This window comes from Dendrosporobacter quercicolus (genome assembly GCF_900104455.1).
GTDB classification, from domain to species: domain Bacteria; phylum Bacillota; class Negativicutes; order DSM-1736; family Dendrosporobacteraceae; genus Dendrosporobacter; species Dendrosporobacter quercicolus.
The window spans coordinates 185,373-211,436 of the sequence record NZ_FNHB01000007.1 but is presented as its reverse complement, the minus strand read 5'-3'; the positions used below and the strand labels follow the sequence as shown (position 1 = coordinate 211,436).

Annotated in this window: 21 protein-coding genes and 1 other annotated feature; of the genes, 5 read left to right on the top strand and 16 right to left on the bottom strand. The window is 48.8% G+C overall.

Annotated features, from left to right (window positions below):
• Positions 1-330 precede the first annotated feature (330 nt).
• Positions 331-903, bottom strand: coding sequence for an ANTAR domain-containing response regulator (locus BLR06_RS13980; protein WP_092074204.1), 573 nt, complete (start codon positions 901-903; stop codon positions 331-333).
• Positions 900-2,342 (bottom strand): sensor histidine kinase, encoded by a 1,443-nt coding sequence (locus BLR06_RS13975; protein WP_092074203.1) that lies wholly within the window; start codon positions 2,340-2,342, stop codon positions 900-902. Before BLR06_RS13975 ends, BLR06_RS13980 begins: the two co-directional genes overlap by 4 nt.
• 723 nt (positions 2,343-3,065) lie before the next feature.
• Here BLR06_RS13975 and BLR06_RS13965 point away from each other — a divergent pair.
• Together BLR06_RS13965 and BLR06_RS13960 are read left to right on the top strand one after the other, a co-directional pair.
• Positions 3,066-3,281 carry a hypothetical protein gene (locus BLR06_RS13965; RefSeq protein WP_092074201.1) on the top strand — a complete coding sequence of 72 codons (216 nt, stop codon included), beginning with the start codon at positions 3,066-3,068 and terminating at the stop codon, positions 3,279-3,281.
• 118 nt (positions 3,282-3,399) lie between these two features.
• Positions 3,400-3,690 (top strand): LytR/AlgR family response regulator transcription factor, encoded by a 291-nt coding sequence (locus tag BLR06_RS13960; RefSeq protein WP_173812698.1) that lies wholly within the window; start codon positions 3,400-3,402, stop codon positions 3,688-3,690.
• Positions 3,691-3,787: 97 nt separating this feature from the next.
• Here the strand turns inward: BLR06_RS13960 and BLR06_RS13955 are convergent, their stop codons facing one another.
• Complete coding sequence (locus tag BLR06_RS13955) at positions 3,788-4,540, bottom strand: hypothetical protein (RefSeq protein WP_092074199.1); 753 nt, start codon at positions 4,538-4,540, stop codon at positions 3,788-3,790.
• 194 nt (positions 4,541-4,734) lie between these two features.
• Positions 4,735-4,943 (top strand) — a binding site (T-box leader).
• Between the two features lie 145 nt (positions 4,944-5,088).
• Here BLR06_RS13955 and BLR06_RS13950 point away from each other — a divergent pair.
• Positions 5,089-6,504 (top strand): sodium:solute symporter family protein, encoded by a 1,416-nt coding sequence (locus BLR06_RS13950; protein WP_092074198.1) that lies wholly within the window; start codon positions 5,089-5,091, stop codon positions 6,502-6,504.
• On the opposite strand, the gene BLR06_RS13945 is transcribed toward BLR06_RS13950, so the two are convergent.
• The 7 genes from BLR06_RS13945 to BLR06_RS13915 form a co-directional block, all read right to left on the bottom strand.
• Positions 6,467-7,420 (bottom strand): DMT family transporter, encoded by a 954-nt coding sequence (locus BLR06_RS13945; protein ID WP_092074197.1) that lies wholly within the window; start codon positions 7,418-7,420, stop codon positions 6,467-6,469. The genes BLR06_RS13950 and BLR06_RS13945 overlap by 38 nt on opposite strands.
• A 147-nt stretch (positions 7,421-7,567) precedes the next feature.
• On the bottom strand, positions 7,568-8,314 hold the full coding sequence (locus BLR06_RS13940; protein WP_092074196.1) for an ABC transporter permease: 747 nt from the start codon (positions 8,312-8,314) through the stop codon (positions 7,568-7,570).
• Positions 8,311-9,063, bottom strand: coding sequence for an ABC transporter ATP-binding protein (locus tag BLR06_RS13935; protein WP_092074195.1), 753 nt, complete (start codon positions 9,061-9,063; stop codon positions 8,311-8,313). The genes BLR06_RS13940 and BLR06_RS13935 overlap by 4 nt, the downstream gene beginning before the upstream one ends.
• Positions 9,064-9,069: 6 nt before the next feature.
• A complete protein-coding gene (locus BLR06_RS13930; protein WP_092074194.1) occupies positions 9,070-10,017 on the bottom strand; it encodes an ABC transporter substrate-binding protein in 948 nt (315 codons plus the stop codon).
• 247 nt (positions 10,018-10,264) lie between these two features.
• On the bottom strand, positions 10,265-11,770 hold the full coding sequence (locus tag BLR06_RS13925; RefSeq protein WP_092074193.1) for a tripartite tricarboxylate transporter permease: 1,506 nt from the start codon (positions 11,768-11,770) through the stop codon (positions 10,265-10,267).
• 16 nt (positions 11,771-11,786) lie between these two features.
• Complete coding sequence (locus tag BLR06_RS13920) at positions 11,787-12,206, bottom strand: tripartite tricarboxylate transporter TctB family protein (protein ID WP_092074192.1); 420 nt, start codon at positions 12,204-12,206, stop codon at positions 11,787-11,789.
• Positions 12,203-13,672, bottom strand: coding sequence for an ATP-binding protein (locus BLR06_RS13915; protein ID WP_092074191.1), 1,470 nt, complete (start codon positions 13,670-13,672; stop codon positions 12,203-12,205). The genes BLR06_RS13920 and BLR06_RS13915 overlap by 4 nt, the downstream gene beginning before the upstream one ends.
• Before the next feature lie 339 nt (positions 13,673-14,011).
• On the opposite strand from BLR06_RS13915, the gene BLR06_RS13910 reads away from it, so the two are divergent.
• Entirely contained in the window at positions 14,012-15,181 is a 1,170-nt protein-coding gene (locus BLR06_RS13910; RefSeq protein ID WP_092074190.1) for an iron-containing alcohol dehydrogenase, read from the top strand.
• Between the two features lie 139 nt (positions 15,182-15,320).
• On the opposite strand, the gene BLR06_RS13905 is transcribed toward BLR06_RS13910, so the two are convergent.
• Together BLR06_RS13905 and BLR06_RS13900 are read right to left on the bottom strand one after the other, a co-directional pair.
• Positions 15,321-16,175, bottom strand: a complete 855-nt coding sequence (locus BLR06_RS13905; RefSeq protein ID WP_092074189.1) for a 2-oxoacid:ferredoxin oxidoreductase subunit beta — start codon at positions 16,173-16,175, stop codon at positions 15,321-15,323.
• Complete coding sequence (locus BLR06_RS13900) at positions 16,175-17,932, bottom strand: 2-oxoacid:acceptor oxidoreductase subunit alpha (RefSeq protein WP_092074188.1); 1,758 nt, start codon at positions 17,930-17,932, stop codon at positions 16,175-16,177. The genes BLR06_RS13905 and BLR06_RS13900 overlap by 1 nt, the downstream gene beginning before the upstream one ends.
• A gap of 335 nt (positions 17,933-18,267) precedes the next feature.
• On the opposite strand from BLR06_RS13900, the gene BLR06_RS13895 reads away from it, so the two are divergent.
• Complete coding sequence (locus BLR06_RS13895) at positions 18,268-20,073, top strand: carbon starvation CstA family protein (protein WP_092074187.1); 1,806 nt, start codon at positions 18,268-18,270, stop codon at positions 20,071-20,073.
• A 139-nt stretch (positions 20,074-20,212) separates the two neighbouring features.
• Here BLR06_RS13895 and BLR06_RS13890 read toward each other — a convergent pair whose 3' ends face one another.
• The 4 genes from BLR06_RS13890 to BLR06_RS13875 form a co-directional block, all read right to left on the bottom strand.
• Positions 20,213-21,490 (bottom strand): SpoVR family protein, encoded by a 1,278-nt coding sequence (locus tag BLR06_RS13890; RefSeq protein ID WP_092074186.1) that lies wholly within the window; start codon positions 21,488-21,490, stop codon positions 20,213-20,215.
• Positions 21,480-22,658 carry a sporulation protein YhbH gene (gene yhbH, locus BLR06_RS13885; RefSeq protein ID WP_092074185.1) on the bottom strand — a complete coding sequence of 393 codons (1,179 nt, stop codon included), beginning with the start codon at positions 22,656-22,658 and terminating at the stop codon, positions 21,480-21,482. Before yhbH ends, BLR06_RS13890 begins: the two co-directional genes overlap by 11 nt.
• 83 nt (positions 22,659-22,741) lie before the next feature.
• Positions 22,742-24,670 carry a PrkA family serine protein kinase gene (locus tag BLR06_RS13880; protein ID WP_092074184.1) on the bottom strand — a complete coding sequence of 643 codons (1,929 nt, stop codon included), beginning with the start codon at positions 24,668-24,670 and terminating at the stop codon, positions 22,742-22,744.
• A gap of 432 nt (positions 24,671-25,102) precedes the next feature.
• Positions 25,103-25,948 carry a MurR/RpiR family transcriptional regulator gene (locus tag BLR06_RS13875; protein ID WP_092074227.1) on the bottom strand — a complete coding sequence of 282 codons (846 nt, stop codon included), beginning with the start codon at positions 25,946-25,948 and terminating at the stop codon, positions 25,103-25,105.
• Between the last annotated feature and the right edge of the window lie 116 nt (positions 25,949-26,064).

Here is a 26,064-nt window from a genome sequence, read left to right as displayed (position 1 = left end):
AGTATTGTTTCTGTAATCATGAGCAACGCTGCCCGTATATATCATTAACTTAAGCCAACCCGGTACGGCATCACCCTGCCCCTGTGGCTGCCGGCCGGGAAAATTCCCCGCCGCTCTACCTGCAGTGGTAAGGCTGACGCTTCACGTCAAAGAACGCCTCCTTCCTGTGAGCAATAAAAATAAAAAAGCCTAATAAAGACATCAAACACTTGATCTCTTTATCAGGCTTTATTGCCCTGGTATTCCTTTGTGTCAACAGTCGCCAATACAGGCTGAATGTTTATATTTTAGCATTATTCGTTATGAGAAGAAAATCTCCTGCAAAGTCAATTAATTTTTTTTATTTGTTATGATTTCTGCGGCAAACGCCGTAACGGTCACCCGCTGGCGCATGGCTTCCCTGAGCAGCCTTTTGTGTGCGTCCTGAGCGGAAATACCCAGCTGGTCCTGAATGATCGCTCTGGCCCGGGCAATCGTCTGCAGCCCGGCCAGTTTCTCTTTTATTTCCCGCAACTCATTATTTACCCGGCAAAATTCCTGCCAGCGGCTATACGCAATATGGACTGTGGCCAGCAAATTTTGTTCGGATAAGGGTTTTATCACATAACCATAAACATGGACGTTTTCGGCTCGCTTAATAAAATTAGGCTGCCCATAGGCCGTCAGGATGACAACCGGGATATTGCTTTGATGCATCACTTTAGCCACTTCCAGACCATCCAACCCAGGTATCATAATATCCATGAGAACCAGTTCCGGAGCAACCTGCCTGGCCAGCTCCACCGCCTTTAAGCCATCGCCGCATTCAGCGGCCACAACATGTCCGGCCCGCTCCAGCATTTCTTTAATATCTACCCGGATTAACACTTCATCTTCAACCAGCAGAATAGATAACGGTTTCATACTTCCTCCTCCTTGCTGCTCAACGGAAAAGAAACCTGGGCAATGGTCGCGCCATTTTCACGACGCAAGTCAAATACTCCGCCCAGCTGTTCACAAATTAACAAACGAACAATATACAGGCCAAGTTTATTATTTTTTATCAGTTCAGGAGATTGCTGAGGCTTGCAGCCGTCGTTTGACACTGTCAGGCGGACCTCTTGCTGCTGTTGCTCAATAATAACGTTAATCTCACCATAAGCGGCAAGCTTTATTCCATGCTTTAAGGCATTGGTAACCAGCTCGTTTAATACCAGGCCGACCGGTACCGCCTGAGCGGCGGAAATAATAATATGCTGCCCCAAAACCTGCGTGTTGACCGTTTGAGCAGGCAACCGCTGACTCTCAACAACCTTGGCTAAAACATATTCGGCCAGTTCCTGTAAATCAATGCAATCCCAGGGTTGATAGGCAAAAACCTCATGAACCCTGGCAATAGATAAAATCCGGTTAATGCAGGCCGTAAACTCCTGCTGAACCGGTTCCAGCTTAGAACGGTTCATTTGGAGCCGCAATAAGGAAACAACATTTTGCAGTGTATTCTTAACACGATGATTGATTTCCTGAATAATAGCACTTTGCATATCCAGCTGACGCTCTTTTTGGCGCAATTCGGTTACATCCTGCAATGAAACAACGCAGCCGCTGAGTTCTCCCCCCGCGATCAGGGGATGGGCCTGAACCACATAACAGGCATCGTCAAATTCGAAATTAATCGGATTTTTCAGTCCTTCCGCCAAGTCGTGCAGCGAGGTAAACGGCAAAGCGGCAATAAACGATTTCCCCAGAACTTCTTCTCCGCCAAGTTGGCCGGATAGGCGGGCGGCATGTTTATTGGCATAAGTTATTTCGCCTTTATGATTCAGCACAAAAATGCCATTGCCCAGCCACTCTTCCCACCCCCAGCCAGTCATGGTGAGCGCCATCAGCGACCGGCTCAAATGCTCTGCCGTACGGCTTAAAAACTCCACCTGTTCTTCCTGGTAAACTTCAGCGGAAATATCCTTTTCCATAATGAGTACGCCAATCATGTCCCCGGCGGTGTTGAACAGCGGCGTTACCGTTTGCGCAATCGGGACGCCCTCCTGGCTTACGCCGCGAATATTCCTGGCGATCTTTCCTGTGGAAAACGTCTGGTAGACTGCCGGTTCACTGGCTGCATAAGCCATTTCACCAACAACACTGCTGCGGTACAGTGAACGGTTGCCCTTGGCGTAAGCCCAGGCCAGCACAATTGCATCCACGCCATTTTTGCTCAATGCATCAATAAAAATATCGGTTCCGGTTAATTCGGCAATAAACTGCAGCTTAGCGGCCATTTCCTCCAGTTCGCTGATATCATCGACAGCCAAATTGGTATATTGCAAACATAACTGACGAAGCGTGGTTCTTTGTTCAACCATAGCCGCCCCTCCCTAAAAATTAGACACCCGGCTTGGGTCGGGTACAAGCGACAATTCGCTGGTCCACTTATGCCGGCGATCTATGCTTTTCTAACCGGCAAAAAATAGAAAGGCCCCAAAACTACTTCGTAGCTTTAAGGGCGCCATTGCCTTATTTTAATAAAATTTAATATATCACATTCGGCTGAAAAAGACAATCCTTAAGCGCGACCTGTCTGCCGAACGTCCAAAGGATTGCCGGTTGCTGTACAGCAAAGCGGTAAAAAAACGCTGTATAGCTTTAAACAGAAATATGGAAATTCTGCCCCGCAGTCTTGCCGTAGAGCGCCAAGCTGGCTCGCTGTTAGAAACTTTTTTGCGAGGTTATTTTCAATACCGGTGCGCTCCGGCAATTATGGTACAATCAAAGCAAAAAAGCAATGAAAGCTTGGTGAAACGTCTGAAAAAGTTCCTGCCTGCCATCCAGTTCAAATCAAGGTATTCCATTGTCGTCATGCTGACCGGCGTATGCCTCATTTTTATCTTTCTGCTGGTTTATTTTCGGGCTTATAACCATCCGTATATGGCGCAAAACGCGTCGATATCTCCGACAACTGGCAATACCAGGTCCGGCCCGGCGACAAAGCCAGACTGTTAAGCAGCCTGAAGTACGCCGTTAATATTCCTGCGGATGAAACACTGACACTACGCAAACGTCTTGATATTGAGCTGCCGAATGCCGCTTTGCTCATAAAAGCCAATCATCAGACCGTCCGTCTGCTGTTAGACGACAGGGAATTTTTTGCAAGCGGCAGCCACGATCCGGCAAAGAATCCCGGCATGGCGCTGTTTTTCGTACCCCTGCCGGAAAACTACGCCGGGAAAGTACTGAGCATGGAAGTAGTTTCACCTATTCAGGCCGGACAAGCCCTGTGCTGCTGGGGGATATACCGTCTTTAGAGGCCTATATGCATTATCTGCTTAAACCGGTTGAGCCCATGATCTTGGAAAAGCTGATTGCCGCCGATTACCACAACCGCTTTAAAAAAATTTTGCGGTCATTGAATCGCACGGTGAATTGCTGAAGGTTTCCCTGGACGAGATTACAGCTCTGGAAACAGTCAACAGGAAAGTAGCCGTTTATCTTCTTGACAAAACCATCTATTATACCGGCAAGCTGACCGAGCTGTCGGAGCAATTTCCCCGAAACATGTTCATACGCTGCCACCAGAGTTTTGCCCTGAACATTAGAAATATCCGTGAACTGAATAAAAGTCATGCCGTTGCAGTCAATGGCAAAGTCATTCCGGTCAGCCGCAGTCATCTAAAGTCGGTTCAAAAGGCATTTCTGGAATGGCTGGGCAGCTGAGGCCAAGCCTACCCGCAGCCCGGCCTAGGTTAAGCGCGGCCGGCCGCTTGCTTGGCAGACACCCATAACAGCGGGAAAGGCTAAGCCTGAGACTCAGCTAGTATCCAAGCCACTCGTAGGCCGGCGGCGCAAATGATTCGATCATTGTTTTTACCAGAGGGTCCCAATAACGCCGTTCGCTGTCTGACGTTGCCAGGAAAGCGACGGCTAACCGGCCATTGGCATCAAAGGCGTAACCCCTGACATACTGCGGCAGGTTGAGTCCGTGCAGCGAAACGACCAATCTGGCGCTCATGCTGTAGGCTTGTTTGTTGTTAACGCGCAGAAATTCAAGCGGCGACAGTTCAAGAAAGGAAAGGCCAATGCCGGTAAGCTCAAATTGCGCTGCAAATTCCTTCTGTAACTCCCGGCGAAACCAATTGGTTTTTTTTTCTAAATTTTTACGGTCCTTCCGGGACAGGCTTTCTGCAAAAAATTGTTGCTGATCGGCGTCAGGGATGGGGGTCTTGCTGCGGTAAAAACTGAGTAAGGCGGTGCGGTAGGCCTTGCCGTCGTGCATGGTGACCTGGTAAAATTGGATATTCTCGTTTTTGGGCAAAACTGCCAACGAACCAGCCAACGGTATTGGCTGAAACGGGGGAAAATGCCCCAATGGATCGATCGCGGCATCGTCTCTGCCCAGCAGTGTAGTCAGTGCCTCCAGGATGTTGGCCGGTTGCCAGTCGGCGGGTGCAGCCGTGAAGGTTCCGATTTTCTCCACCCGCCAGACCGCCGGCTCCGCCGCCGCGCGGGGTCCGTTGATAACCAGCAACAAGCAGGAGAGTACAAAGATGATGAGATTGTTCCTCAAAGCAGCAGCAATCCTTTCAGTAGTAAAATAGGTGAAAAATCTGTAAACTATGGAATATACTTCTTGTAAATTTGCTATTTAGGCAGATATCCCCTAAATCCCTGCAAGCGTCTAAGGAACTTTTTCTCAGACGGCGAACCCCCTATTGACAACTACTGCTCAAATGGCTATAATCACTTTAACAAGTAAATACTCTATTGGCGATGACGGAAAAAAGTAGCTGTTTCATTTTCATTCAGAGAGCTGGTGGTTGGTGTGAACCGGCTGAAAATATTTAGTGAAGTTCCTTCCCGAGCTGCAGGCTGAAATTGATGATAGTAGGTCTAGCCGTATTTCTACGTTACAGAGTCAAAAGTGATCTTAGGATTAAATACAGGGTGGTACCGCGGCATTCGCCCCTCATGCGGTATCGCTTTTTTATTTTCTGTTAAGATTGATTTGGGTGGTACCACGGTAACGATCGTCCCTCTTATGTTAAGAGGGACGTTTTTTCTTGCCAAAGCCTGTAAAGAAAATGTCAAAATCCACTATTATCCAGGAGGTTTAATATGAATATCCCATTGATCATTGTCTCAATTTACATTGCCTTATTATTTATTATCAGCTATTATGCAAAAAAACGGGCGGCCGGCAGTTCAACCAACTATGTCCTGGCCGGCCGCCGGTTAACCACTCCCTTAATTACGGTATCCATTGTCGGCCTGGCTGTTGGCGGGGCATCAACCATCGGCGTGGCTGAGCAGGCCTATAAAGTTGGCCTGTCGGCGGGCTGGTATACTACCGCCTGGGGCATCGGCGCCATTGTCATGGGAATGCTTGTCGCCAAAAAATACCGGGAATTGAATATCACCACCATTCCTGAACTGCTGGGCCGTTACTATGATAAGAAAGGCATGATTGCCGGCGTAGCCTGCCAGATTGTCATTCAATTGGTCGTTATGTCCTTGCAGTACATTGCCGGCGGCAGTATACTGCACGCTCTTGTTCCGGAGGTTTTCACCTTCACCTCCGGCATACTGACAAGCGCAGCGGTATTTATCGGCATTACCGCGATCGGCGGTATGTGGTCAGCCAGCTTATGCAATGTTCTAAATGTCAGTTTGAAATATATCGGAATTATCCTGGCCGTAGTTTTCTGTATAACCCGGGGCGGCGGCATAGAAAATATAAAAGTCCAGCTTCCCGCCAATGTACCGTATTTTGACCTGTTCGACGGCGTTGGCCTGTGGGGCATTTTGAGCTGGATTATTGTGCTGGTTACGGTTAATTTATCCTTGCAAAGCATTATTCAAATTTCACTTGGCGCCAAAGACGTCCAAACTGCTCGCCGGGGTTTTATCATCGGCGGTTTAATGATGCTGCCGATCGGCTTTGTCAGCGCCATGCTGGGTGTTATCGCCAAAACGATGTTTCCCGACGCCAGTCCGGCGCTGGCCCTGCCAATGACCATCATGTCGCTCAATCCGGTATTGGCCGGCATCACGCTGGCTGCGCTATGGGCGGCTGACGTATCAACCGCCTGCAGCTTATTGCTCAGCTCAGCCACCTTATTTTCTCAGGATATTTATAAAAAGTTTATTAACCCGGCAGTAAGCGAAAAGCAGTTTCTGGCCGTAACCAAAGGGTCGGTACTCGTGCTGGGACTATTAACCCTGGTTTTCGCCATGACCATCAGCGGTATTATTAATACCTTAATGATTGGTCTTAGTCTTACCGCCGCTTTCAGCGCGATCGTTTTATTTACCCTGTTCGCCCCGCAATTATGCCGGAAAAATTCGGCCTTTTATACCATTTTGACTGGTTTGGCTGTGCTCATTCTCTGGCAAACCGTCCCGGCAGTCCGCGTTTTCCCCCATGTGATTTATCTGGAATGGCTGGCCTGCGTGGGCGCTTTCCTGCTGACTTACGTCCTTGACCAAGTGCCGATCAGCTCCTGGCAGCCCTCTTATAAACCGAAGGCCTGATAAATCTGGCGACAATTCCGGTCCCCAGACTTACGCCCAGGATAACCAGCAGTAAAGCGGCAAAATGCTGCCACGCCAACTGCTCGCCCAGAAACAAGGCCGACCCGAACACGCCAATCACCGGCTGCCCGTTAATAAACAAAGCCGTGGTAGACGCGCCGACATGATGGATGGCGGTATTCCACCAGATGGTTGCCAGCCCGGTGCAAATCATGGCCGAAAAAAACAGGCACGCCAGCGGCGGCAGGTTCAAAGCACCGGCGTACATCCACTCGGCATTCAGGAAGGCGCCGCTGACCATTAAACCCGCAGCCGCCAATACATGGCTATAGGCGGTGATCATCAGCGGCGGCAGCGATTGAGTGCCTTTCTTGACACACAATGAGCCCAGAACGTACGTGACCGTTGCCAGAAAAACCACGCCATCCCCCAGCAAGCTGGAAGTATCGGCATCAGCCCGATGGAATACAATCAGCAAAATCCCGCTTAAACCGGTTAAAACCCCGCTGATTTTGTTCCAGCTTAAAGGCTCGCTTACCAACAGGCTGGCCAGCAGCGTGGTCAGCAGCGGATTAAGCGCTAAAATCAGTACGGAATGAGTAGCGCTGGTCGCGGTTAATCCCCAGGATAATGCTATTTGGTGTAAAAAAATTGACGATAAAGCGACACCGCAAATCGGCAGCCACGAGCTTAGCGGCGGAATGGCCGGCCCGTAACGCCACAAGCTTACCGGCATAAGAAAAGCGGCGGCTATGCTGATCCTGATTCCCGCCAACGCCAGCGGCGGAAAATAATTGACAAGATACTTAATCATAATGACATTAATACCCCACAGAATAATCACGGCAGTCAGCATAACAATAACTGACCGCGATACCAGTTGTCCTGCCTGGGGTTGCTGGCAGCTTACCTTCATGTTTAAAATCCCCTTTGTTTTAGATAAATCCGAATCATAAAGAGACTTAGGCAGCTTGGTTACCATCAGCTTACCCAAGTCTCTTTATATTGGTATTCATCAAGTTTGCAGCAAGAAACCTGATAATCTATTATACAGCTTAATTTTTCATTTGTATTGCCAACTGCACATTTTTCTTTCCACATAATCAATACAGCCAAATAAAATCAGCCCAATATTGCTTAAAACAGCAATGCCCGAATACATTTCCAGGTAATTTACGCGCATCCATGCATCCATGATAAAATAGCCCATACCGTAATTTGTACCAAACGTCTCCGTAAAAAACAAGACTGATATTGCCGTTGCCATTGCAACCCGCAGTGCTGTCAAAAATTTCGGCATTGAAGCGGGAATAAGCACATTCAGAAAAACATCCATAAAACCGGCGCCCAGGGAATAGAGCGGATAGTAGGTTTCTCTGGGAATACTTTTTACACCGTCCCGCACAGCAATGATCACCTGGAAAACAATAATCAGGAAAAGCATCAGCACCTTTGCCGCTTCTCCCAGGCCAAACAGCAGCATGAATACAGGTAAAAGAGCGATCTTGGGAATAGGGTAAGTCAAATAAACAATTGGCGACAAATAGCGGTCCCAATTCGGAAAATAGCCCATGCATAAACCCAAAGGAATGCCAAGAATAACTGCCAAAACAACCCCGGCCAGAATTCGCCACAAGCTGTAAAAACTATGAATAGCAATTTTGGTCATGAAAATACTGATTAGGTTGTTCCATACCGCGGCGGGGTAAGGAATAACAGGCAAGTCAATCGCCGCGGCGCATAACTGCCAGGCGGCGACAAAAATAACGGTGCCGTAAATATACCAAACGCCTGTTCCTATTTTCTTCACTTTGCCCAATCCTTTTTTACCATCTTCCGTAGTTCAATACATAATTGAAAAAACTCCGGCTTGCTCCGGATATCCGCCACACCAAACAGCGGGTTTTCAACAATATTGCTGATTGTCCCCGGCCCTGCCGACATAATGACAATTTTCCGTCCTAAATAAACGGCTTCCTCCATATGATGAGTGACCAGAACGGTCGCGGTGGAATGGCCGCGCCATACATTTAAAAATACCTGCTGAATGTCTTCCCTGGTCAGAGCATCCAACGCCGAAAATGGCTCATCCATCAACAACAGGTCAGGGTTCAGCAAAAAGGCTCTGGCCAGGGCAACCCGCTGCTGCTGGCCGCCGCTTAATTCTCCGGGATAGCGGTATTCCAATCCCTTGAGTCCCAGCAGCTGCATCATTGAAGCCAGACCGTCCTCCTGGCCGTCAAGGTTCATCCCTTTGATTTTTGCCCCCAGAAGAATATTATCATAGACATTTTTCCAGGCCAGCAAGCCATAGTTCTGGGGGATAAAGCCAATTTTTTGTTGCTTTGGCCTGACCTGCTGCCCCGCAATTTCAACAATACCGTCAATCTCGGTAATGATTCCGGCCAGGATTTTCAGCAGCGTTGATTTACCGCAGCCGGACGGGCCAATAATAGCGCAGGTTTCGCCTGCGGCAATCTCCAGATTAATATCTTTAAGCACATCATAACAACGGCCTCCGGCGGAGTAGGAAAGATTCAGATGTTTAATCCTGATCATGTCAGTTCACCTTACAAAACGGGAATCAACCAGGTCATCGTATTGATACTTTGCCGGTATAAGGTCTCTGGCCTGTAGCCAGGCGATGACATCATCAATGTCCTTGTGCTGCGGTGCGGCCGGTTGTTTATACTCCGGCAGAACCAGCGCACCTTTAACATCATCAGGGAAACCGCCCTGCGCAATCAATAGATCAATATAGTTTTCCACCGGTTCTGTTGCCAGATAGTCAATCGCTTTACGATAAGCCCGGTACATGGCCCTGATTTCCGCCTCTTTTTCATTCACCGACTGGGTGGTGAATATTAACACGCCGGGATTCAACGCTAGCTGCTCGGAGCTTTGCACGACCTTGGCCCCGTGTTTAACGGCAATTGTCGCCATCGGCTCCGGCAGGGTGGCCGCAGCTACTTTGCCGTTTTTCAGCATCTCAAGGCGGGCTGGAATTTGCGGGATAACAAGCTTATGAATATCGGCTGCCGCCAAACCCCCGTCACTTACAATTTTATCTGTTACATAGTCAATAATTGTATTTTGGGAAATCGCCACCGTTTTGTTCTTCAGGTCCTGAACCGCTTGCGCCGGTTCATTTTTATTCACAACCAGTTTATAACTCCCTGTTGTCAGTGAAGTAATTACCGTGTCAAAACCGCCGGCTTTCGCAAAGGCCTGGGCCAGCATATCCGAAATAACCCCGTCCAATTTGCCGCTTTGCAAAGCGCTGTCCCGTTCCATGGCGCTTTTAAACTGCTCCAGCGTCACTGATAAGCCTTCTTCTTTAAAATACCCCTTTTCCCGGGCAATAATAAACGGAATAGAATCAACGTCCGGCATTAGACCAATCCTAAGCTGCGGTTCTCCCGCGCTGGAGTGACTGTCCGGATTCTTATCATTACTGCAGCCTGCAAAAAGCACCAGCAAAGCAGTAATGACTAACAGCATTGTTTTTTTCATTTTCCTCCCCCGCTAAGCATAAATTTCGCCTACTATCGCTTCGACAAATAATTCATTGAATACTTCGTCAACACCCCCAGCCTTACCTCTAATTAGTTAAATTATGAAATCAAAAGATCGTTATAAGTCAAAAATACAACAAAAACCGGCGGGGATTCCCGCCGGTTAAGAATTGACCATCATTCAGTTTTTTGCGCTCCTTAACTTTCATTAAGTGTATATCGGTTTTCTTCTTTGCGCTGCCGCCTTAGCCGCTTTTTTGGCGTAACCTCTTTATGCCGCCGGCCCAGCTGACAATGTTATGAATAACAATCAGCAAGGCGATCGCCAAAATAGTGCCGGCAATCGGCCGCATAATGATTGTTGAAACATCACCATTGCCAATGATCAGGCTTTGAACCAGTCCGGTTTCCAGGGCCGGACCCAAAACCAGGCCAATCACGAGCGGCGCCGGTTCATAACCTGCCCGTTTCATAAAAAAGCCTAAAACGCCAAACCCCAGCAACAGGCATAAATCGAAAACACTGTTGTTGATCGAATAAGCGCCGGTCATCGTAATCATCAGCACAATCGGCATTAGAATATTTACCGGCGTCTTGAGTAAAGAGGCAAAAATGCCCACCAACGGTAAGTTAATAATCAGCAGTAATACATTGCCAATATACATACTGGCGATCAATCCCCAAAACAGATCGGAGTGCTGCTCCATCAAGGTAGGCCCGGGAATGATTCCGTGAATCATAAAGCCGCTGAGTAAGATTGCCGAAACAGCCGAAAACGGCAAGCCCAATGACAACAGCGGGACCATCGTTCCGGAGGCGGCGGCATTATTGGCCGATTCCGGTCCGGCTACACCTTCAACAGCGCCTGTGCCAAACTCTGCCGGATTTTTACTGCGTTTTTTTTCCACGGCATAGGACGTAAATGTCGATATAATACCCGCCGGGCCTGGCAGCAGCCCTGCCAGGAACCCAATAACGCCGCCCCGGAAGATTGGCGCTACCGACCGCCGGATTTCCTCGCGGCTCGGATACAGCTCGCGGAAACGCACGTGCTGCAGCTGATATTTGTTGCCGGCCGCCATAATGGTTTCCAGCAGTTCACCAACACCGAACAGACCCATAGCCACAATGGAAAACTCCATCCCGCGCTGCATGGCATCAATAGAAAAGGTAAAACGGGTGATTCCGGTTAAACTATCCAGGCCAATTGTCCCCAGGCTAATGCCGATAATCGCCATTAGCACCGATTTGAGCATTGAGGCGCCGGTAAGGCGGGTAAGAATAATCAGACCCAGTGCGGCAATGGCAAAGTATTCCGGCGGTCCGAATACCAAGGCTGCGTTAGCCAGCAGCGGGGCAAAAAAAGTCAGGCCGATCAGCCCCATTGTGCCGGCAATAAAAGAACCAATGGCGGCAATCGCCAAGGCAGCTCCCCCCCGCCCCTTTCTGGCCATCGCATGGCCATCCATACAGGTAATCAGCGACGCCGCTTCGCCGGGTACGTTAAGCAGGATTGATGTTGTTGAACCGCCGAACATCGCTCCATAGTAGATACCGGCAAACATAATCAGTGAGGCTGTAGGGTCCAGACTAAAACTCAGTGGCAGCAATAAGGCAATTGTCCCCACCGGCCCCAGCCCCGGCAGTACTCCAACCAGCGTTCCGATGATGACGCCAATCGTACACGCCAGCAAATTTGCCGGTGCAATGCTTACAGAAAACCCGTGTGCCAATGACTGCAAAACTTCCAATAATATTCCCTCCAGCCTACGGTAGTAAAATTCCCAATACTTTTACAAACACCGTGTAAAAGCTTGCGGTAACAGTCACGGACAGCAAACCGGTAAACACCCAGCCTACCGTATCGGTGACTTTGAATAAATAAAATACGACAATGAATGTAGCTGCGATGTAGCCGGCGACCTGAAATAAAACAATATAAAAAACCAGCCCTGTAACCACCATCGCCAGCTTGCGCCAGTTTACCTGTTCGAGCACTTCCCTTGTCTTGCTCCGGCACTGCCGGATCAGCACGATAAACGCCAAAATGACGGCGGCGCCGCCTGCCAAATTGGGTAAAAAGCCGGCCTTCGGCGCATCAACTGTTCCAAAAGAATACTCATTGGCAAAAAATAAATAGATAATACTAACTGCAACAAAAAAACCGGCCAATATTTTTTCAATCATTCTGTTTTCACCTCACCTGTCGGCCTTGTTGCATCGCCAGCGGCGTTAAGCGTAATGGTAAAGGTGGTACCCTGACCAACCGCACTTTTCACTTTGATCTCACCTTCATGCCGCTGTACTATCCGGTAGCAAACCGCCAAGCCGATGCCAATGCCGTTTTCCTTAGTTGTAATAAAGGGCGTCCCTAATTTGTGAATGATCTCAGGCTGTATTCCTCCTCCTTGATCCTGTATAGACAATTCTACTTTCTCATTGCGCTGAACCGTGCTGATTTTTACCGTTCCTCCCGGCTTCATAGCTTCAATGGCGTTACGCACCAAATTTAAGATCAGCTGCCGCATGCTGCTGTCATCAATCCGAACCGGAGTTACGGCCTGCAAATCGAGTTTCAGCTGGCAATTGCTGCGAACAGCGTCAGATTCCAGAAGCGGCGTTATATTGGTAATTACCTCATTCAAATCACGGCTTTTAAAGTCCATTGCCTTATTTTTCGCCAAAGCCAGAAACTCGGTAATAATTTTATTGGCGCGATCCATTTCACTAATCATCAGGTTAAAGTGTTCCTTGGAATCACGATAGCTAGGCTTGTTGCCGAGAAATTGCAAAAAACCCCGGACTGTGGTCATCGGATTTCTCACTTCATGCCCGATGCTTGCCGCCATTTCACCCACGATATTCAGCCGGTCCAGCCGGGCAATACTTTCCGTCTGTTCGCTGATATAGTGCAATATTGGCGTCAACTCAGGGATTTTACTTTCAAACAGCTTGCTGCGCCCCGCCACAATAGATTCGGCAAACAATTCCAGCTCTTTTTTAAACTGAATGAACACCTCCTGGAACAGCATAATGACAATCAGCAATGCCAGGAAACCTGTCGTCAGTGTTTTTATTACGCTAGCCCATATTTCCAATAGGGCTCTGTCCAGATTCAGACAGGCAAATACATGGCCAATGACCTGCCCGTCATTTATAACCGGCCTGACATGATAAAGAACATCCGTGCCATACCACACGATAGACTGTGATTTTCTTCCCCAGTGAGCCTCTTCCGTATCATAAATATTGGTCGATAATGCGCTGCGTTCAACGTTTATCAATAAAGATTGATCAAGCTCAGGGCCAATCGCCATGATTCTTTGCTGCTCTTTGGAGTAAAAACCATATTTAACCAGCCGGGAGGTCAGCAGGATATTCTCAAAAAAGGGCTGTATTTCACTATTAATCAGTACTGCCTGCTCCTCAATCGTCTCCTGGGATTCAGCTTTCCTTTCCGCAATATCAGCAAAGGTACTTGCCGGAATCTTTTTTATAATGTAATCAGTAATCGCCTCAAGCTGAGCCGCATATTCGCCTTCTTTTTCCTGAAACACCATCCATTGGTTATAGACGGTAATCGTTATCATAAACACCGATATAATGCAAATCACCTTAATGTTTAATCTAGTGGTTAGAGTAAACTTTTTCATTCCAACACTGTCTTTCTTTTAAATTTTACCAGGCAAAATCCGATAATTTGTTATGTAAATTTTGCTATCATCAGCAAACGCTCCAGCAGTATGACGAAATACCCATTACTTACCTGTACAGGTAAGTAATGGGTATTTCGTCATACTGCTCAACAATTCCTGCTAAAATTTTACAATCCCATAGAATTTTAACGCTATCGCGCCCTTGCCATCTGTCGAAATATCTTTTAAAATCCTACATTTAAGGGCTGTAATTCAAAAAATTGACATCCTTGCTGCAACATTGTAAAATCAAACATATACATAATTTGTTAATAATAACTTTAGGGAGGAAATTCCATGAACAGATTTACCATTCCCAGAGATATATATTTTGGCAGGGGCTGCATGTGTGAAGTATTGTCAGGCCTGACCGGAAAAAAAGCCGTTGTCGTGACCGGCGGCTCTTCCATGCAAAAATTTGGTATTTTAGATAAAGTTGTCGCCGCCTTGAAGAAAGTCAATTTTGAAGTGACTCTAATCGAAGGAGTGGAACCCGACCCTTCGGTGGAAACCGTGTTCAAAGGGGCGCAGACCATGCGGGATTTCCAGCCTGACTGGATTATTGCCGTTGGCGGCGGCTCGCCAATTGACGCTGCCAAAGCAATGTGGATATTTTATGAACACCCGGACAAAAGCTTCAATGATATCAAAGATCCTTTTACCGTCCCCGCACTGCGCACCAAAGCACGTTTTGCCGCCATACCTTCTACCAGCGGTACTGCAACGGAAGTAACGGCCTTTTCGGTTATCACCGACTACAGTACGAAAATCAAATATCCGTTAGCCGATTACAATTTAACTCCCGATATTGCCATTGTGGATCCTGATCTTGCTGAAACGATGCCGCCCAAACTGGTCGCCCATACCGGCATGGATGCACTGACCCATGCCCTGGAAGCCTACGTGGCCACAGCCCGTTCGCCCTTTTCCGATCCATTGGCCCTGCAGGCAATTCTCATGGTCAAAGATCACCTGCTAAAATCCTTTCACGGCGATTCTTCCGCCCGTGAACAAATGCATATTGCCCAGTGTCTGGCCGGTATGGCTTTTACCAATGCCCTGTTAGGCATCACCCACAGCCTGGCTCATAAAATCGGCGCTTTATTCCACATACCGCATGGCTGCGCCAACGCCCTTCTTCTGCCTTATGTAATTGAGTACAACAAGGCTGTATCACTGCAGGAATATGCCAAAATTGCCAGGGAGCTGCAACTGCCTGGCTCCTCTCCGGAAGAACAGACGGCAAGCTTAGTCCAGTTTATCCAGGATTTAAACAAGCAGCTGGACATCCCCTTAACCCTTGAGAGCGCAGGAGTTGCAGCAGACATTTTTGACAGCAATCTCAAAACAATTGCCAAAAACGCCGCTGTTGATCCTTGCACCGGCTCCAATCCCCGCCCGGCTGACGCTGCGGCGCTGGAAAAAATACTGACATGCGCCTTTACAGGTGAAACGGTTACTTTTTAACTATCAATTGTTATATTTCAGCTCAAAAAGCTGCCCTGAAAAATCAGGGCAGCTTTTTTGCTGCTCTCGCCGCTTTCCCGGTTTACTGCCGGTCTGACAAGCGATTGCCGTAATTTTTACACTCCACAGACGCTCCAGGCTAGGCCAGAGCATCCATCAGCGAAGTCACTGAAACATTTTCGACAGACTGCCCGGCCAAAGGCTCAGCAGCCAGCTGGGGCAGGGACTCCTCGAAGATCATCCGCTCGCTCCGGTAAATTACCCCGACCGGAATTTTATCGCCCCATTGCCCGGCAATAGCGGACGCTTGGCCATAATCGGCCGGATCATAGTCAGGCAATTGATCAACGCGATAAATCCGCTCCTTATACCATTGATAAGTATTCACATGGTTAAATGATACGCAAGGCTGCAGAATATCCACAACAGCAAAGCCTTTATGGGTAATTGCCTTGGCCATGACTGCCGCCAGGTTTGGATCTGCGGCAGTTGAGCGGGCCACAAAAGTTGCGCCCACCTGTAAGGCAGTTTGAACGATATTGATCGGCTGCTCAACATTGCCTTTGGGCAAAGGCGTAAACTTTGTAACTGACCCCAAATCACTGGTCGGAGAGGTTTGCCCCTTGGTAAGTCCATAAATTTGATTATTGTGGATGAAATAGGTAATGTCAAGATTCCGCCTGGCGGTATGAACAAAATGTCCCATTCCCAGCCCGGTTCCGTCGCCGTCGCCGCCTTCGGCAATGACAGTAAGCCGGTGATTGGCTAACTTGACGCCGGTGGCGACAGGTAAAGTCCGTCCGTGCAAGGTTTCGATCCGGTAAGTATTGACATATTGGGCAATCTTGCTGGAACAGCCAATCCCGCTGACTAAGGCAATTTGCTCCGGGTCCAGTTCAAGCATGGCAACAGCCTTTTTCCAGGCATGTAAAATTCCATAGTCTCCGCAGCCCAGGCACCAGGTCGGTACATACGGTGTATTCAGCTCTTTCATCAATCCAGAACCTCCTTTATTTTGTCAATGATTAAAGAAGGAACAAACGGGCGCGAATCATATTTTAAATAAATTTTATCACTTGCAAAACCGGTATAGGCCCGGATCATTCCGCCCAACTGCGCTGTTTTATTGCCCTCAATCAACAGGGTCTTTTTGCTTTTCGCCAAAATCTCCTGTACTGCGTCAGCCGGAAAGGGACAGGGATACAATACCTGCAGGAAATTGACGCGATAGCCTTCCTGCTTAACCGCTGCCAAAGCTTCTAAAATGGCGCCCTTGCTTGACCCCCAGGCAATGATGGTAAGATCGGCTTCCTGCGGGCCATGCAGCTTAACGCCCGGAATATCGTTGAGAATGGCCGGTACTTTATTGAATAATTTATCAAGCCCGGCCGCTGTAATCTGAGGTTCCTCTTCGGCATATTCCTGATTGCCTGAACTATAAAAGCCATCTTCACCGTGAGTATAGCTGGTTACGATATGCCGTCCGCCCTTTTGACCGGGAATGGCCCGGGGCGAAACGCCGTCGTCTGTGATGCGATAACGCAAATAAGGCTGGTTTTCCTGGAGCCAGGCTTCATCAACTAATTTTCCCCGCTCAATGCTCAGTCCCTGCTCCTCGAAATAAGGATGAGTAATGCTGGAATCGGCCAAATATTTGTCGGTCAGGATAATCCCCGGCACCTGATATTTCTCAACCAGATTAAACAGCCGGTAAGTCTCGACAAAACATTCCTCAACATCGCCAGGCGCAACGACAATACGGGGAAATTCGCCCTGGGAGGCGTGAACGACAAAATTGAGATCGGCCTGCGCGGTCCGGGTTGGCAGACCGGTGCTGGGTCCGCCCCGCTGCGCATTTACCATAACAAGCGGTACTTCGCCCTGCGCGGCAAACCCAAGAGCTTCGGTCATGAGCGCAAAACCGCCGCCGCTGGTCGAACCGATTGCCCGCACCCCGGCAAATCCGGCCCCAATCAACATGTTGATTGCCGCAATTTCGTCTTCGGCTTGTTTAAAGATCAACCCATATTGAGCCGCATGGTCGGCTAAATAAGTTAACACACTGGAACCTGGCGTCATGGGATAACCAGCGGCGAATTTAACGCCGGCCTTGATGGCGCCCATGGCAATGGCATCATTGCCATTGAGCAGCATCTTTTTCTGTTCATTCGGTTTGAACAATAGGGGAAAGGCCTTATGTTCACTATACTGACTGCGGGTCTGTTCATAACTCTGCCGGAGCAGATCCAGATTCGGCTGCAAAACCTTAGCCTTGATAAAGCCTGACTTCATTAAGTCGGCAATCAGGTCCACTGGAAATCCGGCCAGGGCGCAAAAGGCCCCTACCATTGCGCTGTTTGCCATAACCTTGGCAGTTTCGCCGGTAAGTGAACCGATCAGCTTGACCGGATATAAGCTGACCCCGGCCGGAATTTTTGCTGTATCCGGCTTAACGGCGTCACTGTCATATAAAATGGCAGCCTCGCGATCTAATTTGGCATAGTTTTGATCCAGCGCCTGCTGCGATAAAACGCATAAAAAATCCAGGCGTTCTTCATAAGCCTGCAACGGCTGGGAATCCAGGGTAACGCTACAGGTGTTCAGACCGCCCTTAATTAATGACGGGTATTCATTAACGACAAAAGCCCACAGGCCATTGCGCCCCGCCGCCTTGGCAATCATTGCGCCGGCGCTCATTATGCCATACCCCGCCTGACCGCCAAATAAAACTGTAAATGGTTTTTGCCACATATCCAATCCTCCGCTCTGTTAGTTGTGTGTCGCCATTGATATACTGCCATGGATAGTATCCATTATTACTTAAATATTATTCGACATTGCTTTGCAGTCCCCCTGCCCCCAAACGGTCATGGGCGGCAAAAATTATACTGGTACCTGATAAGATACTAGCCGTGCCGCCTGCTGAATCCCCCCTTTCCGCCATTCCCGCGGTTTCCACTCGGCTCGCTTTTCTTTCCGGTTATCCCCGAATTTGTTCCATTGACCGCCTTTCCCTTTTCCCGCCGCGGCAATTGCGATATGTTTATATTCGGAAATCACTCTAAACCAAAAAGGAGGTTTTTTGGATGAATGGCATTTATCTTGTCATTATCGCCGCGCTTTGGTTAACGCTGGCCTACCGCATTTACGGCTCGTTCATTGCGGCCAAAGTGCTCACGCTGGATGAAAACAGGGTCCCTCCGGCCGTCCGCCTGGACGACGGACGGGATTACGTTCCCACCAACAAATGGGTCACCTTCGGTCATCATTTTGCTGCCATTGCCGGCGCAGGGCCGCTGGTAGGACCGGTCATCGCCGCTCAGTTCGGTTACCTGCCGGGTACTCTATGGCTATTAATCGGCGCAGTGTTTGCAGGCGCTGTCCACGACATGGTTATCCTGTTTGCCTCGGTTCGTCACGAAGGATTATCGGTGGCGCAAATCGCCAAAAAAGAAGTAAGTACCGTATCGGGTTTTTGCACTTCAATCGCGGTCTTATTCCTGCTTGTCATTACCCTCGCCGGTATGGCGGTAGTGGTAGCCAACGCTCTATACAACAGCCCGTGGGGCACCTTTACCGTTGCAGCCACCATCCCCATTGCCATTTTTATCGGAATTTACCTGCGCTGGCTGCGGCCCGGCAAGATTCAGGAAGCTTCCGTCATTGGAGTATTGCTGGTGCTGGCTGCGGTTTTCGCCGGTCCATGGATACAGCACTCGCCGCTGGCTCCCTACTTTACTTTTAATGTAAAGCAATTATCGATTATGCTGGCTTTTTACGGCTTCTTCGCCGCTGCCCTGCCGGTATGGCTGCTGCTGGCTCCCCGGGATTATCTCAGTACCTATATGAAAATCGGAACAATTGCAGCTTTAACGATTGGCATCATTTTGGTCAGGCCGGAAATTCAAATGCCGGCATTCAGCCAGTTTATTCATGGCGGCGGGCCGGTGATCGGCGGCCCCGTCTGGCCGTTTGTATTTATCACCATTGCCTGCGGCGCTTTATCGGGCTTTCACTCGCTAATCAGCACCGGCACAACCCCTAAAATGATCACCAACGAAAAAGAAATTCTGCCGATCGGCTACGGGGCTATGCTGGTAGAAAGCTTTGTTGCCCTGATGGCCTTGATTGCCGCCACCAGCTTACATCCTGCCGATTATTTCGCCATTAACTCCACGCCGGCGGCTTTCGCCAAATTGGGCTTGGTTGTTAACGAACTGCCGCATCTGGCCCAAATGGTTGGCGAAGATATCGCCGGACGTCCCGGCGGCGCCGTCTCTCTGGCGGTCGGCATGGCGCACATTTTTTCAAAAATACCGGGAATGGAAGCGCTGATGTCTTTCTGGTATCATTTCTGTATTATGTTTGAAGCCTTGTTTATTTTAACGCTGATTGACGCCGGTACACGGGTTGGCCGTTATCTGCTGCAGGAAATGGGCGGCGTAATTTACCAACCGCTCAAAGATCCCCACTGGTGGCCGGGCATTGCCTTTACCAGCGCCCTGATTTGCTTTGCCTGGGGTTATCTTGTGCTGCAGGGCAATATCTCCACCATTTGGCCGTTATTTGGCGTTTCAAACCAATTGCTGGGCACTTTGACTTTGGCCATTGGCACTACCATGCTGTTCCGCATGGGCAGAGGGCGGTATGCCTGGGTCACCATCCTGCCCATGGCTTTTCTGGCAACTGTTACCTTTACCGCCGATTACATGAATATTTTCAATGTCTATCTGCCGCAAAAAAATTATCTCTTAGCCGGAGTAAGCGGCATCATGTTTGTGCTGGTCATCATTGTTCTGATTGATTCCATCCGCCGTTGGATCCATTTAGCGCGGACAGTTCCTCCCGACCTAAGCACAACGCCAAAATCTCAATCGCCAATCCATTCATAAACGCCGCAATATCCGGCCAGGCCCCGCCAAGCGACATTTCCGGCCCATATGGGACAATTCACTACGAAACTAAAACGGTCAGCATACCCAAGAGGGTCGCTGACCGTTTTGCTCTGTAGTAATACGGCCTGGTCCGTATTCAGTTTTTGGTTGCTGACAGCACAACCGTTTGACCGTTGATTACCGTATTCAATTCGACAGTTCCGCCCCACAAAGCAGCCACATAGTTTAACGTTTCCCGGGCGTAGTTCAGTTCAAGCTCCCGTCCGTCAAAAGAATGCCCGATCATTAATTTGCCCTGCTCAACACTTTGCGGCTTAATCACCGGGATATTGCCTGTCCCGACTGATTGGGCCAGCACATCCCGAATTTTTTTCCAGCCTTCGTCATCCGAAACTTCAGTTACAACAATATCCTCTCCCTGCACATCATGCGTAAACAGCGACAAATCCTCGCAAAGTTCCCTGGTAAGGTACCGCCTCAAAAAAGACTGATCCCGTTCATCAGCCCGGATTGTCATCAGCTGCGACGCGCCATACTGCCGGTTTAGATATTCAAACAGCTTGAAACCGACAAAATAAGGATTGATCTGCCCCTGATGCGGGCGAACGACCAGATTATGCCGCTGCAGAAATTCCAGGTGCAGTTTTTGCGGCAGCTCAAGCTGCTGCAATATTTGATAATGCCAGTAGCTGGCCCAGCCTTCATTCATGATTTTAGTCTCTATTTGCGGCATAAAATAAACCGATTCATCCCGGACAATATGAACTAAATCCCGCTCCCACTCCACCAGCGCGCCCCGTTCGGCCAGAAACCCCAGCAAATCGTCCTGCAGCCGGCCGGCTGCCGCTTCAGGGGTTTCCTCATTTAAGACCGGCCGGCTGACAGCTCTGCCTGGTCCGTTGCGCGGTACCTGAAACCGCAGGGCGTGAGCGGCGTCCAATATCCGCTCTACCTTATCCGGGCCAATGCCGGGATCCTGAATATAACTTCTGACCCTGTCGGCATGGGCTTTAAACATTTCCAGCGTCAGTTCGGCCCTGGTATCCCGTTTAAACAAGCGGTTGTTTTTGAAAAAATCATTATGTCCATAGACATGAGCCATGGTCAGAATTTGCAGCAGTAACGTATTGTCCCGCATCAAATAGGCGAGGCAGGGATCGGAATTAATGACCATCTCATATGGCAGGCCGGTTAAATTGTACTGATAATACGTTTTCTGCCGCTCATAGGCTTTGCCGTAACTCCAGTGGGGATAGTGCGCCGGCATGCCGACATAGGCCTCATAGCACAGCATATCTTCGCAACTGCAAATTTCAAAATGCTGTTCATAGCAATCCAGGCCAATGGCTTTGACCGCTTCTTCAATCCGGTTGTTCCAATAGGTTAAATCATTGATGCTGTATTCAGCCGTCATGCGCTTCACCTCCGGCCCCTTCCTTCTCGATGATTTTTTTAAACGCCGGCCAGATGTCCTCTTTAGCGTTGATCGCCGCAATGACAAAATTGTCGTGTTTCACGCCTGCCTTAAACTGCTCCCGAATGCTGCCATAATAGGAATTTACGGCTACCTCGCCATAGCCGAATAAATTGCAGACCGCGCATAACTCATTCGCCAGAGTGACTGCTTTGCTGTTGTCATCGTCCCAGTTGTCGCCATCCGAGCAATGAAAGGCATAAATATTCCAGACTGCTGGATTGTAGCGCTGCTCAATAATTTCCAGCGCTTTGGCATAGCCGCTGCTGATAAAGGTTCCCCCGGATTCACCCTTGTGAAAAAATTCGTCCTCGGTTACTTCCTGGGCCTCGGTACTATGAGCCACAAACACAACTTCTACCTGCTCATGCCTGTAACGGACAAACTGATATAACAGGAAGTAAAAACTGCGGGCTAAATATTTACGGGTCTGATCCATTGATCCGGACGTATCCATAATGCAGATGACGACGGCGTTAGAGTTTCGGCGAAGCTCTTCCTTGACCCGGCGATAGCGCAAATCATCTTCAATAAAGCCCTGCCGCCCCATTGGCTCGCGCTCTTCCTCCTCGGTCCGCAGCGCCGACTTAAGCCGCTTGATTTTTTCGGTAACCGTTCGTTTTTTGGCCAGCCGCGGCGGAATGCCTTTTTTCTGATACCCGGACAATTTACATTTTCGCTCTGCTTCAATAACGGCGAACTTCTTGCGCTCCATATCCGGCAGCTGCAAATCCTCAAAGAGATACTGCACCAGCTCATCCAGCGTGATTTCCGTCTCGAAGATATCCTCGCCCGGCTGGCTGCCGGCCTGGTCGCCATTGCCTGCCTGCGGTTGTCCGCCCCTCTTGCCAATGACCTGGCCGCGCTCCTGGGTACCGTCTCCCGCACCTGCGCCCTGATTGTTTGCGCCGTAAATAAACTGATATTCTTTGATCCCCTTGACCGGGATTTTAAACTTTTTATTGCCGTCCTGACCGATAATGCTCTCTTCAGCAATGATGCCGCCCATATTTTTCTTGATGGCCTGCTCTACCAGCTGACGATGCCGCTTCCGGTCCCACTGGGAGCGGTCAGATGGAGTTAGGCTGCCTTCTTTAAACAAAGCCATGCGCATCTTCCTCCTTTCTTCAGCCCGGCGGATACTTCAATGCCGTCTCGCCATTCACTTGCAGTTTCAGGATTGGCGCGGTACTAGTCCTTCCATAGGTTATTAGCGGCATATTTTAATATTACATTGCAGCAGTGGCCGCAGTAACCATTACGCTTCATTTCTTCCACCATCGCATTATATTTGCTGTCCTGCTCGTCATCCCGCACCCTGGATTTTGTCACCACCCGTGACAGCTCTTTGACTGAAACGGTTAATTTTTTCTCTATGGCTTCTTTCAGCGGCTCATAACTGCGATAATCGATTTTTGCCCCGTTGCGCAGCAGCGAAAACATATAGGCGGTAACATCCTGACGGAATCCTAGCGTAGCCGTACCGGTAATGCCGATTTGCTCCTCAATGGACTGCAGGAACTTACTGTCAGGTTCAAGCTCTTCCCCCGTGTTGCCGTCTTTAAGCTTGGTTGAATTAACAAAGGCTTCGGCATGATCGAGATAATTATTGAATAAGCTTTCCGCCTGCTCCTGATAACCGTGAATAAAAGCCTTGGTCACTTCTTTTTCCAGAATCTTATTGTATTCTTTCTTCAACACATCCTGTAAAAAGCCCAAATACCGTTTCCGGTCATCATCGGCCACAGCCATATCCTTGACCGCTTTAATCAGCGTATCCAGAAGGGCAATGGGATTGATGCAGTCGCTTTCCGCCTCAGCCAGCGTAGAGCCCAGGGCTTTCATGATAAAGCGGGTCGATATGCCGCTCATGCCTTCCCGGTTCGCTTCATCCCGCAATTCGCTGATATCAATTTTCTTTGTTGACCCTTTCTCCACAATTTCTTCGCCATTGTAAATTTTCAGTTTCGTCAGCGCATCCACTTTATTGGATGGACTCAGCCTGGACAAAATGGCAAACATGGAGGCCAGTTCAAGGGTATGAGGAGCAATATGAGCCTGAAAAGAACTGTTGTTAAGAATCTTTTTGTAGATTTTTACTTCCTCGTCGAGCTCCAGGCAATAAGGAACTTCGACCTTAACAATTCTGTCCAGAATTGCTTCATTGGTGTGATCGGACTTAAACCGGTTCCATTCCGACTCATTGGAGTGGGCCAGGATAATGCCGTCAAAGTAAATCATCGAGCCTTTGCCGGGCGAGGGGATGGATTTCTCCTGGGTTGCTGTTATCATGGTATGCAAATATTCAACATCGTTTTTAAAAACCTCAATGAACTCGACAATTCCGCGATTACCGACATTAAAAGCGCCGTTTAGCGACATCACCCGGGGATCATCCTCGGCATACATATCCATTTTGGAAATATCAACCGAACCGGACAGTACCGAGGTATCCTGGTTATTGGGGTCAACCGGCGGCACAACGCCAACGCCCTTGCGCGACCTGATGGAAAACTCGCTCATAGTCACCGGAAATTTTTCATACTCGCCCTGATAGTCATTCTTCAGGCGATGACGGCAAACCGGACAAAGATCACCCTCAATTTTTACACCCAGCACCTGCTCAAATTCGGGCCGCAAATGCTTGGGAATGAGATGCAGCGGTTCCTCCCTCATCGGGCAGTCCTTTAACGCATAGATTGGCGCACTCATTTCCAGCGCCCTTTTCAACGCTTCCATTAGTGAAGACTTACCGGCGCCGACCGGGCCGACCAGATACAGCACCTGCCGCGCCTCTTCACCTTTCATTGCCGCTGAATGAAAATAGCGCATCAATTGCATGATGCTTTTGTCAATACCATAAAAATCATTCGTAAAGAAATTGTATTTTTTCAAAATCCCACTGCCATGAATCCGCTTCAACCGGGCATTTTCTTCGGTTTTTAAGATCTGCACACCAGGATCGCTAAGTAACTCGTACATTCGCCGGTGAGCCAGCATAGCTACACTGGGGTTTTCCTTGACAATAGCTAAATAGTCAAGTAAAGTTCCGCTAAACTGCTGATGCTTCCTTTCGCTACGGTCTTTCTTAATCATACTGCCAAAATCAAAATCAGTCATATGCTGCCCCTCCTTTGTGTAATGAATCCATAATTATTAGGCAAATAACAAACACAAATGTTCTATATATCCCTTCCATAAAAACATATGTGTTTGTTATTACACTTTAACAAATTTATGCCAGTCTGTCTATAATTATTTTATGGTAAACATTATGCCATTGGCTGTTTCCCTCTGGCGCTCCGGGCTGTTGCAGGAATACCGGCATAGGACACCGTCGCGATAAAAAAGGGCTGTCACAGCGGAACGCTTGCAAGCAATCCAAAAACGCTAACTCGTCCGTAGCTGGAAAACCGTATTCAAACAGGGGACAGATCCCTTGTTGCTTTTGCAACGAGGGATCTGTCCCCCCTGTTTTTGTCAAAAAAAGAGCGCCGCATTACGTTTTTTTTTGAAAAACGTTTTGCGACACCCTTTTCCCCGGACAATTTTTTAGACCTTCTTCTTGGCAACCGCCAACCGGGATTTATTCACACGATCAATGCCCTTATTGCCAAGCTTCAATACCACGTTCACATACAGCATATCCACAATCACCAGCTGCAGTATCCGGGAAACCATCGCATCCGAGCGGTATTTGGTTTCATTTGACGAACTTAACAGTACAAAATCGGCGAATTTGACCACGGAAGAATGACCATAGCTGGTTAAAGCCACGACCGGCGCGCCGTTTCCCTTGGCCAGACTGGCGGCATCCAGAATATCCCGGCTTTCGCCGGAATGGCTGATGACCACTACCAAGGCCTTTTCATCGGCGCTGGCGCAGGCGATGCTCATAAAATGAGCGTCATTATGGTAGGACACATCAAAACCCAGCCGCAAAAATTTATGAAATGCATCAATAGCAACCGCGCCGGAAGCGCCGGCGCCGCAAAATAAAATCCGCTGGGCTTTGGTAATAAGGTCCGCTACCTTAACCAGCAATTCGGGATCAATCAGATTATTCAGGTCCTGAATAGAAGCTACCGTCGACATGATAACTTTTTGACGGATTTGTTCCGCGGTATCGCCGTTCTGGATTTCTTCATAAATAGCCTGCGTAGTATTGTTGGATAAATCCTGGGCAATTTTAACCCGGAACACCTGATAGGAATCAAACCCAAGTTTACGTAAAAAACGCAGAATTGTGGTTTCACTGGTACTGCATTTCTCGGCTAGATCTCCCAGGGAAAATAACATCACCTGTTCCGAGTTATTCAGCACAAAATCCGCAATGTGTTTTTGCGCCGGCGACAACACATGATAGCGCGTTCGTATCTGCGAAAATAGATTCGACATAGCAGCCTCCGTTAAAAAAATGAATTGAAGTTCAATTGAATTATAAGAAGAGGCGGCTTGTCTGTCAAGTTCCGGTACAGCAGCACGCCTGACCGGACGGGGTTTGGCAAACTGCG